Annotated in this window: 12 protein-coding genes; 7 read left to right on the top strand and 5 right to left on the bottom strand. The window is 65.2% G+C overall.

Annotated elements, in window-relative coordinates:
* Positions 1-54: 54 nt before the first annotated feature.
* Entirely contained in the window at positions 55-2,865 is a 2,811-nt protein-coding gene (locus ACEN9G_RS07815) for a valine--tRNA ligase (RefSeq protein WP_413341411.1), read from the bottom strand.
* A gap of 122 nt (positions 2,866-2,987) precedes the next feature.
* A complete protein-coding gene (locus tag ACEN9G_RS07810) occupies positions 2,988-4,562 on the bottom strand; it encodes a S8 family serine peptidase (RefSeq protein ID WP_413341409.1) in 1,575 nt (524 codons plus the stop codon).
* 290 nt (positions 4,563-4,852) lie between these two features.
* On the opposite strand from ACEN9G_RS07810, the gene ACEN9G_RS07805 reads away from it, so the two are divergent.
* Together ACEN9G_RS07805 and ACEN9G_RS07800 are read left to right on the top strand one after the other, a co-directional pair.
* Complete coding sequence (locus tag ACEN9G_RS07805) at positions 4,853-5,491, top strand: ANTAR domain-containing response regulator (protein ID WP_413341407.1); 639 nt, start codon at positions 4,853-4,855, stop codon at positions 5,489-5,491.
* Positions 5,492-5,552: 61 nt separating this feature from the next.
* The gene (locus ACEN9G_RS07800; RefSeq protein WP_371766092.1) at positions 5,553-6,659 is read left to right on the top strand and encodes an S-(hydroxymethyl)glutathione dehydrogenase/class III alcohol dehydrogenase; all 1,107 of its coding nucleotides are present in this window, start codon (positions 5,553-5,555) and stop codon (positions 6,657-6,659) included.
* A 124-nt stretch (positions 6,660-6,783) separates the two neighbouring features.
* Here the strand turns inward: ACEN9G_RS07800 and ACEN9G_RS07795 are convergent, their stop codons facing one another.
* A complete protein-coding gene (locus tag ACEN9G_RS07795) occupies positions 6,784-8,391 on the bottom strand; it encodes an alpha-amylase family glycosyl hydrolase (RefSeq protein ID WP_483126544.1) in 1,608 nt (535 codons plus the stop codon).
* A 149-nt stretch (positions 8,392-8,540) separates the two neighbouring features.
* Here ACEN9G_RS07795 and ACEN9G_RS07790 point away from each other — a divergent pair, with 149 nt between their 5' ends.
* Genes ACEN9G_RS07790 through ACEN9G_RS07770 form a run of 5 tightly spaced genes read left to right on the top strand, consistent with a single transcriptional unit; the run spans position 8,541 to position 13,300 of the window.
* Positions 8,541-9,122 (top strand): RNA polymerase sigma factor, encoded by a 582-nt coding sequence (locus tag ACEN9G_RS07790; protein ID WP_483126543.1) that lies wholly within the window; start codon positions 8,541-8,543, stop codon positions 9,120-9,122.
* Entirely contained in the window at positions 9,119-9,613 is a 495-nt protein-coding gene (locus ACEN9G_RS07785; protein ID WP_483126542.1) for a hypothetical protein, read from the top strand. The genes ACEN9G_RS07790 and ACEN9G_RS07785 overlap by 4 nt, the downstream gene beginning before the upstream one ends.
* Positions 9,614-9,634: 21 nt before the next feature.
* The gene (locus tag ACEN9G_RS07780; RefSeq protein WP_413344313.1) at positions 9,635-10,396 is read left to right on the top strand and encodes a hypothetical protein; all 762 of its coding nucleotides are present in this window, start codon (positions 9,635-9,637) and stop codon (positions 10,394-10,396) included.
* A gap of 25 nt (positions 10,397-10,421) precedes the next feature.
* Positions 10,422-11,183, top strand: a complete 762-nt coding sequence (locus ACEN9G_RS07775) for a hypothetical protein (RefSeq protein ID WP_413344311.1) — start codon at positions 10,422-10,424, stop codon at positions 11,181-11,183.
* A 44-nt stretch (positions 11,184-11,227) separates the two neighbouring features.
* Complete coding sequence (locus ACEN9G_RS07770) at positions 11,228-13,300, top strand: M13 family metallopeptidase (RefSeq protein WP_413344309.1); 2,073 nt, start codon at positions 11,228-11,230, stop codon at positions 13,298-13,300.
* 41 nt (positions 13,301-13,341) lie between these two features.
* On the opposite strand, the gene ACEN9G_RS07765 is transcribed toward ACEN9G_RS07770, so the two are convergent.
* Both ACEN9G_RS07765 and ACEN9G_RS07760 read right to left on the bottom strand, forming a co-directional pair.
* Positions 13,342-13,854 (bottom strand): hemerythrin domain-containing protein, encoded by a 513-nt coding sequence (locus tag ACEN9G_RS07765; RefSeq protein ID WP_413339765.1) that lies wholly within the window; start codon positions 13,852-13,854, stop codon positions 13,342-13,344.
* 171 nt (positions 13,855-14,025) lie between these two features.
* A complete protein-coding gene (locus tag ACEN9G_RS07760) occupies positions 14,026-14,568 on the bottom strand; it encodes an SRPBCC family protein (RefSeq protein ID WP_413339763.1) in 543 nt (180 codons plus the stop codon).
* Positions 14,569-14,773: the final 205 nt, after the last annotated feature.

The raw sequence follows: 14,773 nt of genomic DNA, 5'->3' as shown, positions 1-14,773 counted from the left end.
AAAAAAACGCGCCGGTGTCGAGCCGGCGCGTCGTTCATGGGAGAACGTGCGACATCAGGCCGGCGGCAGCTTGGCGAACTGCTCGTTCAGCTTGGCCAGGGTGGCGCTGAAGTTGTCCAGGCGCTCGCGTTCCTGCGCGACGACGGCCGCCGGTGCGCGGGCGACGAAGCTTTCGCTGGACAGCTTGGCCGTAGCCTTGGCGATCTCGCCTTCGATGCGCGCGATCTCCTTTTTCAGGCGCTCGCGTTCGGCGGCGACGTCGATCTCCACCTTCAGCATCAGCTTGGTCGTGCCGACGATGGCGACGGCGGCCGGCGAATCCGGCAGCGTATCGACGATCTGCACTTCCGACAGCTTGGCCAGCAGCGCGACGTACGGCGCGAAGCCTTGTGCGGCCGCGCGGTCGGCATCGTTCGCCGGTTCGACGATCAGCGGCACGCGCACGGACGGCGACAGCTTCATTTCACCGCGCAGGTTGCGGGTCGCGTCGGTGACCTTCTTGAACTGCTCCATCCAGCTTTCCGCATCCGCGTCGATCAGCGACTCGTCGGCGATCGGGTACGGCTGCAGCATGATGGTGTCGCGATTTTCGCCCGATCCTTTGCCCGCCAGCGGCGCGACGGCCTGCCACAGCGCTTCCGTGACGAACGGGATGATCGGATGCGCGAGGCGCAGCACGACTTCCAGCACGCGCAGCAAGGTGTGGCGGGTGGCGCGCTGCTGCGCTTCCGTGCCCTGCTGGACCTGCACCTTCGCCAGTTCCAGGTACCAGTCGCAGTACTCGTCCCAGACGAAGCTGTAAATCGAATTGGCGATGTTGTCGAAGCGGTAGTCCTCGAAGCCCTTCGCGACGTCCAGCTCGACGCGGTTCAGGCGCGAGATGATCCAGCGGTCGGCCTGCGAGTAGTCGGCGACGTCCGGCTTGCCGCAGTCCTTTCCTTCGGTGTTCATCAGCACGAAGCGGGTCGCGTTCCACAGCTTGTTGCAGAAGTTGCGATAGCCTTCGCAGCGGCCCAGGTCGAAGTTGATGTTGCGGCCGAGGGACGCGTAGCTCGCCATCGTGAAGCGCACGGCGTCCGTGCCGAAGGCCGGGATCCCGTCCGGGAATTCCTTGCGCGTCGCCTTGGCGATCTTCTCGGCGGCCTTCGGATTCATCAGGCCCGTCGTGCGCTTGGCGACGAGCGATTCCACGTCGATGCCATCGATCAGGTCGATCGGATCGAGCGTGTTGCCTTTCGATTTCGACATCTTCTGGCCCGACGAATCGCGCACGAGGCCGTGCACGTACACGGTCTTGAACGGGACCTTGCCGGTGAAGTGCGCCGTCATCATGACCATGCGTGCGACCCAGAAGAAGATGATGTCGAAGCCGGTGACGAGCACGGAGGAGGGCAGGAACATCTCCATGTCCTTCGTCTGCTCCGGCCAGCCGACCGTCGAGAACGGAACGAGCGCCGACGAGAACCACGTGTCCAGCACGTCGTCGTCGCGTTTCAGTTCACCCTGGACGCCGGCGGCAAGCGCCTTCTGCTGCGCCTCTTCCTGGTTGCGGGCGACGACGACTTCGCCGTTCGGACCGTACCAGGCCGGGATGCGGTGGCCCCACCACAGCTGGCGCGAGATGCACCAGTCCTGGATGTTGTTCAGCCACTGGTTGTACGTGGTCGTCCAGTTCTCCGGAACGAACTTGATCTCGCCGCTCGCGACCTTTTCCAGCGCCACGTCGGTGATCGACTTGCCCGGGTTGTGCGTGCCTTCCGGCGCCGGCTTGCTCATCGCGACGAACCACTGGTCCGTCAGCATCGGCTCGATGACGACGCCCGTGCGGTCGCCGCGCGGCACCTGCAGCTTGTGCGGTTTGACCTGTTCCAGCAGGCCTTGCGCTTCGAGGTCGGCGACGATCTTCTTGCGCGCTTCGAAGCGGTCCAGGCCGCGGTAGGCTGCCGGCGCGTCGTCCGTGATCTTCGCCTCGAGCGTCATGATCGACGGCATCGGCAGGTTATGGCGCTGGCCGACGGCGTAGTCGTTGAAGTCGTGCGCCGGCGTGATCTTCACGCAGCCGGTGCCGAACGCTTTATCCACGTAGGAATCGGCGATGACGGGGATCTCGCGGCCGACGAGCGGCAGCTTGAGCATCTTGCCGTGCAGGTGCGTGTAGCGTTCGTCGGTCGGGTCGACGGCGACGGCGACGTCGCCCAGCATCGTTTCCGGACGCGTCGTCGCGACCGTCAGGTGGCCGCTGCCGTCCGCCAGCGGGTACTGGATGTACCACATCGAACCGTCTTCTTCTTCCGACACCACTTCGAGGTCGGAGACGGCCGTGCCCAGCACCGGGTCCCAGTTGACGAGGCGCTTGCCGCGGTAGATCAGGCCCTGTTCGAACAGGCGCACGAACACTTCGGTGACGGTCTTCGAGCGCGGCTCGTCCATCGTGAAGTATTCGCGGTTCCAGTCGGCCGAGGCGCCCAGGCGGCGCATCTGGCCCGTGATGGTGCTGCCCGATTTTTCCTTCCACTCCCAGACCTTCTCGACGAAGGCTTCGCGGCCCAGGTCGTGGCGCGAGATCTTCTGCGCGTCGAGCTGGCGCTCCACGACGATCTGGGTGGCGATGCCGGCGTGGTCGGTGCCCGGGATCCACGCCGTGTTGAAGCCACGCATGCGGTAGTAGCGGGTCAGGCCATCCATGACGGTCTGGTTGAAGGCGTGGCCCATGTGCAGGGTGCCCGTCACGTTCGGCGGCGGCAGCTGGATGCTGAACGACGGCTTGCCGTCGTCCATCGACGCGGCGAAGTAACCGCGCTGTTCCCATTCCGTGCGCCAGAATTGTTCGATGTCGACTGGCTCGAAAGACTTGGCTAATTCCATGATGTGGCTGTATAGGCTGTATGGGCTGAAAATGCGAAAACGACCATTATAGATGGATTACGCGGCCGTTAACGAAAAGGGACGCTCGTGGCGCCCCTTTTGTCGTGCTGCAAAGCGACGGATTATTTACCGCAGCCCAGCGCCTTGATGCGATCGTACGCCGCCTTGGCCTGCACCAGACCGTAGCCGTACTTCGTGTCGCGGCCGGCCGTACCCAGGTCGAGCGCGCTGTTGTCCAGCGACGTACGGATCTGGGCGCCCGTGCAGGTCGGGAAGTAGCTCCACACCAGTGCGGCGACGGCCGACACGTGCGGCGTGGCCATCGAGGTGCCGTCGAAGTAGGCGTAGTTCGATGCCTTCACGGCCACCGTCGCGCTCTGGCCCAGCTGGGCCTTCATCGCGGCGCCGTCCGTGTCGGAGGCGGTCAGCGACGGGATCGTCGTGACGGTCGTGCCCAGCGTGCCGCCGAATGCGCCCGCCACGTTGTTGTAGACGATCGCGCCCACGCCGCCGCTGTTCTGGCAGTTGGCGACCTTGGTCGCGAAGTCGACGGTGCCGCGCTGGATCAGGCAGACCTTGCCGGAGACGGACGAGTTGACGGTGTCGCCGATGCCGAAGTCGGCCAGCGGTGCCGTCGCGGTCTTGACGGGCGAGCCTTCCATCGCCGACGAGGCGTAGTTCGCCGAGCCGACCGTCAGTGCCGTGTCGACGCCGGTGCCCATCGGGACGGTCGACAGCACGGCCACACCGGGACCGGCGATCTCGACATCCTTGTTGTATTGCGAGAACGAGGCGACGACCTTGTTCTCGTCCACGGCCGCCACCGACATCACGCTCGTGTAGCCGGCCGGGTACGACGTCGTCGAATTGCCGTCGTTGCCCGCCGCCGCGATCGAGAGGACGCCCTTGGTCTGCAGGTTGTCGAAGGCGCGCTGTTCGGTGATGCTCCTGGCGCCGCCGCCCAGCGACATCGTGATGACGTTCGCGCCCGCCGCGCCGCACTTGTTGGCGGCATTGGCCAGGGTCGACGAATACGTCCACGCGCCATCCTTGCCGAACACTTTCACGATGTGCAGCTTGAGCTGCTTGTTCGGGTTCACGCCGACGACACCCAGGCCGTTGTTCACGCCCGCGATGGTGCCGAACACGTGGGTGCCGTGGTGGGTTTCGTCCGTGTACCACCAGCCCGTGCCGGAATCGTATTCGCCGGTGACGTTGGCGCCGTTGTCCTTCAGGTCTTCATGGCTGAAATCGACACCGGAGTCGATGATGCAGATCTTGCGGTTGCTCGTGTTCGCATCGGACAGCTGGTCGGCCTGCACCTGCTTGATGCCGTATGGCACCAGCTGGCCGGACGTGTACGGTACGCCGGTCGACGGTGTCGTCAGCGCGAACGGTTTGCGGATCACGTCTTCCTCGACGTACTCGACGTTCGGATTGTGCTGCAGGCCCTGCAGCGCGGCCGTCGGCACTTCGATGGCCATCGCGTTCATGTTGAAGATGTCCTGCTTGACCGTGCCCCGGGCGGCCGCGACGGCGGACTTGATGTTGGCAGCCGAGCCGGGTTTGAAGGCGACGATCACGCGGGTCGTGCCGGGCGCGGCCGACACACTTCCCGAGAACGCGACGGCCAGGGCCGCCATGCACAGCCCGAGGACCGGGACCATCTTCGATGCGCGAGTGTATTTCTGATTCATCGGTGTTTTCTCCGTCTAAGAAAATATGTATTGCAGCTGGCCTTGTGGACCGCATGCTTTTTGGTTGTCCGCTACCCGTATTGGGCAGCGAAAATCAGTTTATTTTGAGAAGTTATACATATGCAATCGGATTTCAATCGTGCGCAACAGTTGTTGCGTAAGCGCAGAGATTGTGAATTTCTTTGACGAGACGGCTTGTCAACGTGCTATATTTTTGGCGCGCCGCAGGCGCCCATGCGACCGCGCGCCGCAACGGTCGCGTGCAACCTCTCGCTGCGAGAACCATAACAATGAGCGCGTACCTGCCTCCCCGCCGGCTGATCTTGCTGGTCGACGACGATCCCCTCCTGCTCGATTACCTGAAAACCGTACTGGACCATTCCGGTTACGAGACGATGACGGCCGAATCGGGCGTCGAAGCGCTGCAGCGCGTGGCCGAGCGCGAAGCCGACATCGCGCTGGCCCTGCTCGACATCAGCATGCCCGGCATGTCCGGCCTCGACCTGGCGCGCCGCCTCAGGGAGCACACGTCGGTCGCGTTCATGTTCCTGTCGTCGGTCGACGATGCCGAGACGGCGCGCCAGGCCGCCAGCCACGGGGCCGTCGGCTTCGTCGTGAAGCCGGTCGATGCCGCGCGCCTGATTCCCGCGTTCGAATCCGCGCTGGCCCGCGCCGACGAGATCCGCCAGTTGCGCCGCACCGAAGCGAACCTGAACGCCGCGCTGGCGGCGGGCCGCGAGACGAGCCTGGCGGTGGGGCTGCTGATGGCGCGCTACCAGACGGACCGCAACACGGCGTTCGAGGTGCTGCGCGACCATGCGCGCTCGAGCCGGCGCAAGATCAACGAAGTGGCGGAGCAGCTCGTGGCGGCGGAGGAATTACTTAACGGCCTGCACGGGGCGTTCGCGGGACGGTTGAAGGCAAAGTAGGTTTTGTGCCGGCTTGGTATCATGCCGAACATTCTTTCATCATCTTCCAGGGACCGTAAACATGAAAACCAGGGCCGCGATTGCATGGCAGGCAGGGAAACCGCTGACGATCGAAGAGGTCGAACTCGAGGGCCCGAAGGCGGGCGAGGTGCTCGTCGAAGTCAAGGCGACGGGCATCTGCCATACCGACTACTACACACTGTCCGGCGCCGACCCGGAAGGCATCTTCCCGGCCATCCTGGGCCATGAGGGCGCGGGCGTCGTCGTCGACGTCGGCCCGGGCGTGACGAGCCTCCGTAAAGACGACCACGTCATCCCGCTGTACACGCCGGAATGCCGCCAGTGCAAATTCTGCCTGTCGCAAAAGACGAACCTGTGCCAGGCCATCCGCTCGACGCAGGGCCGCGGCCTGATGCCGGATGCGACGTCGCGCTTCTCGCTGGACGGCAAGCCGATCTACCACTACATGGGCACGTCCACCTTCTCGAACTACATCGTGGTGCCGGAAATCGCGCTGGCGAAAGTCCGTTCGGACGCCCCGTTCGACAAGATCTGCTACATCGGCTGCGGCGTCACGACGGGCATCGGCGCCGTGATCTTCACGGCGAAGGTCGAGGCGGGCGCGAACGTCGTCGTGTTCGGCCTGGGCGGCATCGGCCTGAACGTGATCCAGGCGGCGAAGATGGTCGGCGCCGATAAAATCATCGGCGTGGACCTCAACCCGGGCCGCGAAGAGATGGCCCGTAAATTCGGCATGACGCACTTCGTCAATCCGAAGGAAGTCGAGAACGTCGTCGACACCATCGTCCAGCTGACGGACGGCGGCGCGGACTACTCGTTCGAATGCATCGGCAACGTCACGACGATGCGCCAGGCGCTGGAGTGCTGCCACAAGGGCTGGGGCCAATCGATCATCATCGGCGTGGCGGAAGCGGGCAAGGAAATCGCGACGCGTCCATTCCAGCTCGTTACGGGCCGCGTGTGGAAAGGCTCCGCGTTCGGCGGCGCGCGCGGTCGTACGGACGTGCCGAAGATCGTCGACTGGTACATGGAAAACAAGATCAATATCGATGATCTCATCACCCATCACCTGACGCTCGACCAGATCAACGATGGCTTCGACCTGATGAAGAAGGGCGAGTCGATCCGGTCGGTCGTGGTGTTCTGATCCCACCAACGTCCGCGTGGGCGGCAGCGCCCACGTTTCTTCCGTCTGTTCCGCGTTTCGTGCGGTCGGTATGTCGTGCGGGATCCCGCCGTGCTGGCGCAGCCGGCGCCGCAAGTGCAATCGATCAGCGCAGCGGCGCGACGAGGCAGCCGTGGGCATCCAGGCTGCCGGCGTCCTGGTCCCAGCCGCGGGCGTACAGCGGCACGCCCATGCCGTCCGGCAGGGCGGCCGTCGTCGGCGCCAGGTTCGCATAGACGCCAATGCGCTCGCCGTCCAGGCTGCGCACCATGCCGATCACGCCGTCCGGCAAGCCGTCGATGAAGACGGTCGCGCCGCGGCGCAGGGCAGGGTGGCGCCGGCGCAGCTTGACCAGGGCGCTGAAGTGGGCGAATGCGGCGTGGTCGAACCTCGACCAGTCGAGGCGCCAGTCGTCGAACAACACGGTCCAGTCGCGCCAGCCGCTGTCTCCGAATTCCTGGCCCATCAGGATGTGCGGCACGCCATCCATCGTCAGCAGCACGCATGCCGCGGCCAGGTGCGCGTCGTGGCCGAACACGGCGTCGGCGCGCGGCTGTTCCTTGTCTTCCAGCCAGCGCAGGCGCAGCGCGCCGCGCGGGAAGCCGTACGTCGATTCGTTCCAGTACTGCGCGAATTCGCGCGCGCCCGCTTCCCCGTGCGCCACGCGGCGCAGCATCTCGCGCGTGCCGCCTTCGTAGGTGAGGTCGCAGGCCGCGAGGTGGTGGAATTCGTCGTAGGCCTGCGAGACCAGTGCGATGTCGGGCTTCACCGCGGCCAGCGCGGCGCGGATCTCGTCCAGGAAATCCGTCGGCGTGATGTCGGAATCGTCGAAGCGCATGCCGTCCAGGCCGAAGCGTTCGACCCAGCGGCACATCGCATCGACCAGGTAGCGGCGCAGCTCGCGATTGCTGAAATCGAAGCCGGCGAAATACTCGCGGTGCGGCACGGCATACATCACCTTGCCGGCGCGGTCGCGCTGGAACCAGCCGGGGTGAGTCACCGTCAGCGGATGGTCGACGCTGCTGCGGTTCAGCGTCCAGTCGAACACGATGCGCATGCCGCGCGCGTGGATCGCGTCCACCAGCCGCCGCAGGCCGTCTTCGTCGCCGAGTGCCGGGTCGATGGCCTCGAAGTCGCGCACCGCGTACGGGTCGCCCAGGGTGCCGCGCCGGCCGGCCACGCCGATCGGTTGGATCGGCATCATCCAGATCGTGTTCACGCCCAGGTCGGCAAGGTGGCCGAGGCGCGCACGCACGCCGTCGAAGTCGCCGCCGAACGCGCGTACCGACAACTGGTAGACGACGGCGTCGGGCAGCCACGCGGGGCTCGTCAACGCTTGATGATTCCGGTACAGCGCGCCCGGCGCTTCCGCACGCAGGCCGCGCCGGCGCAGGAACACGGTGCCGTCCAGGCAGACGGTGACGCAGGAATTGCCCTGGCCATCTTCGGACATCCACGGGTTGGCGGGATCGGCGATCCAGTGCGTATCGTCCAGCACGAATTTGTACAGGTGGCGGCCGGGCGGCAGCGGCAGGGTGCAGGTCCAGCGGGTCGGCGTCACGCGTTCGAGCATGCAGGCATCGCCCACCCAGCTGTTGAAGGTGCCGGCCAGCGCGACGGTGCGCAAGTCTGACGGGCCATCGAAGACGAAGCGCACGCCGCCGGCGGCGAGAGCGGGGAGCAGGGCGGGATCGGCGTCGCGGGCGATGTGCATCTGGGCATCCTTGGTGTTGTTTTTTGTTATTGAACTACAAAATTATCGCTTAGTAAACAGTAGCAATACTACATTTTCATTTCCTGTAAATATTCTGGAACTTTTCCCGCGCCCCGTTCAAATAAAAGAAAAGAACGAACGAACCCGACGTGAACGAGACCGACGACTTACAACTGCTGCGCGCGATCCGGCAGGGCGACGAGGCCGCATTCCAGACCCTGTACCGGCGCCACCGCAGCGGCTTGTACAGTTTCGCGCTGCTGCACAGCGGCGCGCCGGACGTGGCGGCGGACGTCGTGCAGGACGTGTTCATGGGCCTCCTGAACGACATTTATGGCTTCGATCCGTTGAAAGGCATGCTCGCCAATTTCCTGTACGGCGTGGCCCGCAACCTCGTGCTGAGCCATGCGCGCCAGAACAGCCGTTGGGTGCAGGCCGCGGGCGACGACGACGAGGACGACGGCTGGGAGGTGGCCGATCCGGCGGCGGGGCCGCTGGGCAAGCTGCTCGACGACGAAGCGGTCGAGCAGCTGCGGCGCGGACTGGCCGTGCTGGCGCCGCATTACCGCGACGTGGTGATCTTGTTCGAGCTGCACGAAAAGTCGTACCAGGAAATTGCCCAGATCTGCCAGCTGGAGATCGGCACCGTGAGATCACGCCTGGCGCGCGGCCGTGCCGCGCTGGCGCAGGCGCTCGCGCCGTACCGGGCCATCGCAAAGGACATCGCATGAACAGGTTGGAATTCGAAGACGGGAATGGCAACGCCCCGGCGCCGGCATGGCGGGACGCGCGCCGCGTGCTCGCGCAGGCGGCGCCGCCGGACCGTGTGGAACAGGCGCTGCTGCGCGCTTTCAGGCAACGCCACGCGCCGCGGCCGTGGTATCGCCGATGGAGCGCCGATGCGGTCGCGTCCTGGGCCGGCATCGGCGCGGCGGCGTGTGCGCTGGCCATTGCCGGCATGAGTTTGCTGCCCACGGCAGCGCCATCGCCCCGCGTGGTGCGCGTGCTGGCGGCGGCCGACGTCGGGTTCGTGCCGCTCGTGCCGCCGGAGCGCATGGCGGCCGCACCGAATCCGCAATTGAAGCAGGCGAACCTGCCGCGCGCGGCCCTCGTGCAGATGGGGATTCCGATCGTGGCGGACGCACCGCAGGAACTGGTCCACGCGGAACTGCTGGTGGCGGGGACGGGCGAACCGCTGGCGATACGGCTGGCCGTGAACTGAAGTTTTTTCCAAGGAGGAGTGATGAAACGGACTTTCTTGTCCGCCGGCCTCGCTTTGCTTGCGCTGGCGCCGCTGGCCCATGCGCAGCAGGGCGGGGCGGCGAATGAAGCGCTGGAATTGATGCTGCTGCGGACCAGCGCGTCGACCCGCTGTACCGACGATTGCACGGTGCGCAGCCTGCCGTATTCCGCCGAGCGCGTGACGGAAACGGTCAAGGTGCTGGCCGACGGCAACCGCATCGTCCAGCGCAACACGGAAAAGCTGTACCGCGACAGCGATGGACGCACCCGGGTGGAATCGGAATGGAATGGCAAGCCGCTCGTGCAGATCCAGGATCCGGTCGGGGGCATGAGCTACCGCCTGTATCCGGACACGAAGACGGGCTACCGGATGGCCATCGCGGCGCCCGCCGGTCCGGCGGCATCCGCGCCCGGTGCCGCGAAGGTGGCCGAGCAACTGGCGCCGGCGCTGAACGTCGACGCGGCGGGCACCGTAGCCCAGTCGCGTTCGCTCGGCACGAAGCAGATCGAGGGATTGACGGCCACCGGCACCCACACGACCGTGACCGTGCCGGCGGGGGCGAGCGGCAACGTCAAGCCGATGATCAGCACGACGGAAGTGTGGATCGCGCGCGACCTGTGGATTCCCCTCGAGATGAGGATGTCCAACCCGTTCATGGGGGACAGTGTGATGCGCGTGCGGAACCTCTACCGCCTCGAACCGCCGACGGCCCTGTTTGCCGTGCCGGCCGACTATACGGTGCGCGAAATCGTGCGCCGCTGATTGCTTACCAACGAAAGGGAAGACCATGAAAGTTTCCGCAATCCTGTTCAGCCTGCTGGTCGCGTGCCAGATCCTGCCCGCCGCCGCCCAGACCGGCGACATGACGCGGCCCGACGTCACCGGCATCATGCAGGCGCATCATGCCGATCAATTCAGCCCCCAACGCCTCCGCGTCGAGTACAACGCTGCCGTCGCCAGGCTCAGGATCCTTGCCGGCGCCGGCAAGCCGCTGGCGTACACCTACGATTACGTGACGGACACGAGCATCGCGCTCGCCGGCGGCAATGCGCAAAAGTCGCAAACGAAGACGTCGTATGCTTACGACAAGGATGGCCGCTCGCGTACGGTGTCGTCGTCGTTCGGGCTGGAGCGCATCGTCATCGCCGATCCGACGCAACATGCGGTCTACCTCGTCTGCCCGGAGCGCAAGGAAGTCCTGCGCCTGCAGGGGGCCGCGCTGGACGAAGCGGCGCCCGTACAGCCGCCCGTTCCGTCGGGCGCGACGACCGACCTGGGCGAGAAGGTGATCGCCGGCGTCAAGGCGAACGGCAGCCGTTCGGAATTCACCGTGCCCGCCGGCGCCCAGGGCAACGAGAAGCCCCTGGTGCACAAGGTGGAAACGTGGTTTTCGGCCGATCTGGCGACCGTCGTGTACCTCCAGTTGAACATGCCGGAGTTTGGCGACATCGTCTCGCATGTCGACAACCTCAAGTTCGGCGATGTCCCGGCGTCCACGTTCGCCTTGCCGGAGGGCTACGCGATCCGCGATATCGCATTGCATGAATGACCACAGCATGGCAGCATGAGGGGTCATTCTTACCAGGAATATTCATGCGCTTGTCCCTTCGTCTTGCCGTCTGTGCCGTCCTGGCCGGATGCGCCTCCGTCGCCACCGCCCAGACGCCGGCCGAGCGTCCCGCCACGTCGTTCCCGTACACGCCGGGCCTGGACGTGAACTCGATGGACCGCAGCGCCGACCCCTGCGTCGATTTTTACCAGTACGCGTGCGGCGGCTGGATCAGGAACAATCCGATCCCGGCCGACCAGGCGCGCTGGTCCGTGTACGGCAAGCTGGCGCTGGACAACCGCCGCTACCTGTGGGGCATCCTCGAAGACCTCGCGCAGCGCCAGGATGGCCGTAACGCGAACCAGCAAAAGATCGGCGATTACTTCGGCGCCTGCATGGACGAGAAGGCGATCGAAGCGCGCGGCGCCGCGCCGCTGACGCCGTATTTCGACGAGATCGCGACCATCCAGTCGAACCGCGACCTGCCGCGCGTGCTCGCGCGCCTGCAACTGGCGCTCGCGGATCCGGCCCTGTTCTTCGGTTTCTCGTCGAGCCAGGATTTCGCGGACTCCTCGCGCGTGATCGCGTTCGCCGTCGCAGGCGGCCTGGGCCTGCCGGACCGCGACTCTTACCTCAAGACCGACGCCAAGTCGAAGGAAATCCGCGCCAAATATGTCGCGCACATCGCGAACACGTTCAAGCTGCTGGGCGATACGCCCGCGGCGGCGCAACGCAACGCGGCGCGCGTGATGCAGATGGAGACGACGCTGGCGAAGGCATCGCTGTCGGCCGTCGACAAGCGCGACCCGCATAAACTGTTCCACAAGGTCGACGCGCAAGGCCTGCAGGCGTTGACGCCGGGCTTCGACTGGCACGCCTACCTCGACGAGCTGGGCGAGGGCAGCCTGGGCACGTTCAACGTCACCGAACCCGCGTTCTTCAAGGCGCTCGGCAAGATGTGGAAGACGAACGGCGCGGACGCCACCCGCACCTACCTGCGCTGGCACGTGGCGCGCAACATGTCGCCGGTGCTGGCGTCGAACTTCGACAACGAGCACTTCGATTTCTTCAGCAGGACGCTGCGCGGCGTGCAGCAGCAGCAACCGCGCTGGAAGCGCTGCGTGGCGCTCGTCGACCACCAGCTGGGCGAGGCGCTGGGCCAGGAATTCGTCGGCCGCGCATTCTCGCCCGAGCTGAAGGACAAGGCGCTGCACATGACGCGCCAGATCGAAGACGCGATGAAGAAGGACATCGACGAACTCGACTGGATGAGCGCGGAGACGAAACAGCAGGCGCAGAATAAACTGGCCGCGATCGTCAACAAGATCGGCTACCCGGATAAATGGCGCGACTACAGCGCCTACGTCGTGAAGGCGGGCGATTTCGCCGGCAACGTCGAGCGCGGCAACCGGTTCGAGGCACGGCGCCAGCTGGCCAAGATCGGCAAGCCGCTCGACCGTTCGGAGTGGGGCATGACGCCGCCGACGGTGAACGCGTACTTCGATCCGCAGATGAACGACATCAACTTCCCGGCCGGCGTGCTGCAGCCGCCGCTGTTCGATCCGAAGATGGACGACGCACCGAACTACGGCAACACGGGCGGCACCATCGGCCATGAACTGACGCACGCCTTCGACGACGAAGGCCGCCAGTTCGACGCCGACGGCAACCTGAAGGACTGGTGGACGAAGAAGGATGCCAAGGCGTTCGAGGAGCGGGCCCAGTGCATCGTCGACCAGTACGCGCGGTACACGGTCGTCGACGACATCAAGATCAACAGCAAGCTCACGCTGGGCGAGGATGTCGCCGACCTGGGCGGGCTGATCCTCGGCTGGATGGCGTGGCGAACGGAGATGGCGGCGATGCCGCAGAAGGCGCAACCCCAGCCGCCGCGTGATGGCCTCACGCCGGAGCAGCGCTTTTTTGTCGGCTACGCGCAATGGGCTTGCGAAAACAATCGTCCGGAAAACCTGCGCGTGAGCGCGATGACGGACCCGCACTCGCCGGGGCGTTACCGCGTCAACGGGCTGATGGTCAATATGCCGCAGTTCCAGCAGGCGTTCCAGTGCAAGGCGGGGCAGCCGATGGTGAAGGAAAAGCGCTGCCGCGTGTGGTGAAATGAATCAGCGTCGTCCCCGCGAAGGCGGGGACGACGACGCTAGCGCCGCGAGGCCTGATCGCTCAGCTGGGCCTGCATATGCACGAGATTGGCCTCGAAGGCCTGCATCTCCAGCCCGATCGACGTCAGGTCGAGCGCCGCCTGCTTGAGTTCGGGGAACAGCTGTTCTTCTTCCTGGCGGATATGGCTCAGGACGGCATCGATGAGTTCGCGTACCAGCGGCTCGGTGCGGGCTTCGTCCAGCGACATGCCTTGCAGCGTGGCCAGCAGGTCGTCGACGGCGAGGTGGTCTTCCTCGAAGCGGGCGATCAGGTTCGGGTCCACCCGGCGCACGCCGGGATAGAACACGCCTTCCTCGAGGCGCGAGTGCATGTGGATCGCATGGATCAGCTGGGTCGCCGCCTGCTTCCGGACGTCGGCGCTTTGCGTGTTCCGGTACGCGTCGGCGAGCTTGCGCACCAGGTCGTGGTCGCGCAGCAGGGCCTGAACGGGATTGTCGACGGGGAACGCATCCTGCGTCCTCGACCGTACGGGGTCGTCTGTCGTTGCCATGGGTTTCTCCTCAACGGTTGCCCGGCATATTCCGATATGCCGTCAGGGTTTCATCCTACTCCCCGGTCGCCCATGTACCGTGTTAGGTAACGCACCGTCGGTCGTGTCCGCAACGTCCGCCTGCCAAAAAAAGCGCCGCCCGGCGGGCGGCGCTCATGAGAGGCGTCGTGCTCAGTGCTGCGCGATGCTGCCGCGCCATGCGCCCGTTTCCTTGCCGCGCTTCTCGAGCAGGTCCTTGAACTTCTGCAGGTTGCCGCGGGCTTCCAGGCGGACGGCGCCGAGGGCGTCGCCGATCTTCTCGATCGGACCTTCCGGCTCATAATCCATCTGCAGGGTGATGCGTGTGGCGTCGTCGGACAGCTTGTGGAAGGTCACCACGCCGCCGTTCGGCACGCCGCTCGTGCTGCGCCAGGCGATGCGCTTGTCCGGGATCTGTTCCGTGATTTCGGCATCCCATTCCTTTTCCTCGCCGGCCACGTTGGCCTTCCAGTGCAGGCGCTTGTCGTCCAGCTGGCGGATCTCGTGGACGCTGCCCATGAACTGCGGGAAGTCCTCGAACTGGGTCCACTGGTTGTAGGCGGTACGCACGGGGACGTTGACCTCGATGGTTTCGATGATCGACGAGCCCATGCCCGATTTATTGCCTTTGAGTTTTTTGGACAGCATCATGCCGCCGACGGCCAGCGCGGCGACCGTCACTACACGGTTCAGCATTTGTTACCTCCTTATGCCATAGCGTTCGCTTGCGTTACACAAAACCGGTCCATGCCCGCATCCGGAGCTGGACCGCATCTGTCGTCAAAAGTACGTCAAAAGTGATGAACACGGCGCTCGCGAGCCTTGCGGAAACAGTGATACTGTATATATCATCAGTAAAAATCCTGCCGCGGCGATGCCGAGGGCGTCCCGACGTTTTATA

This window comes from Massilia sp. Masssp94 (genome assembly GCF_059491305.1).
This window is presented reverse-complemented; position numbering and strand designations above follow the sequence as displayed.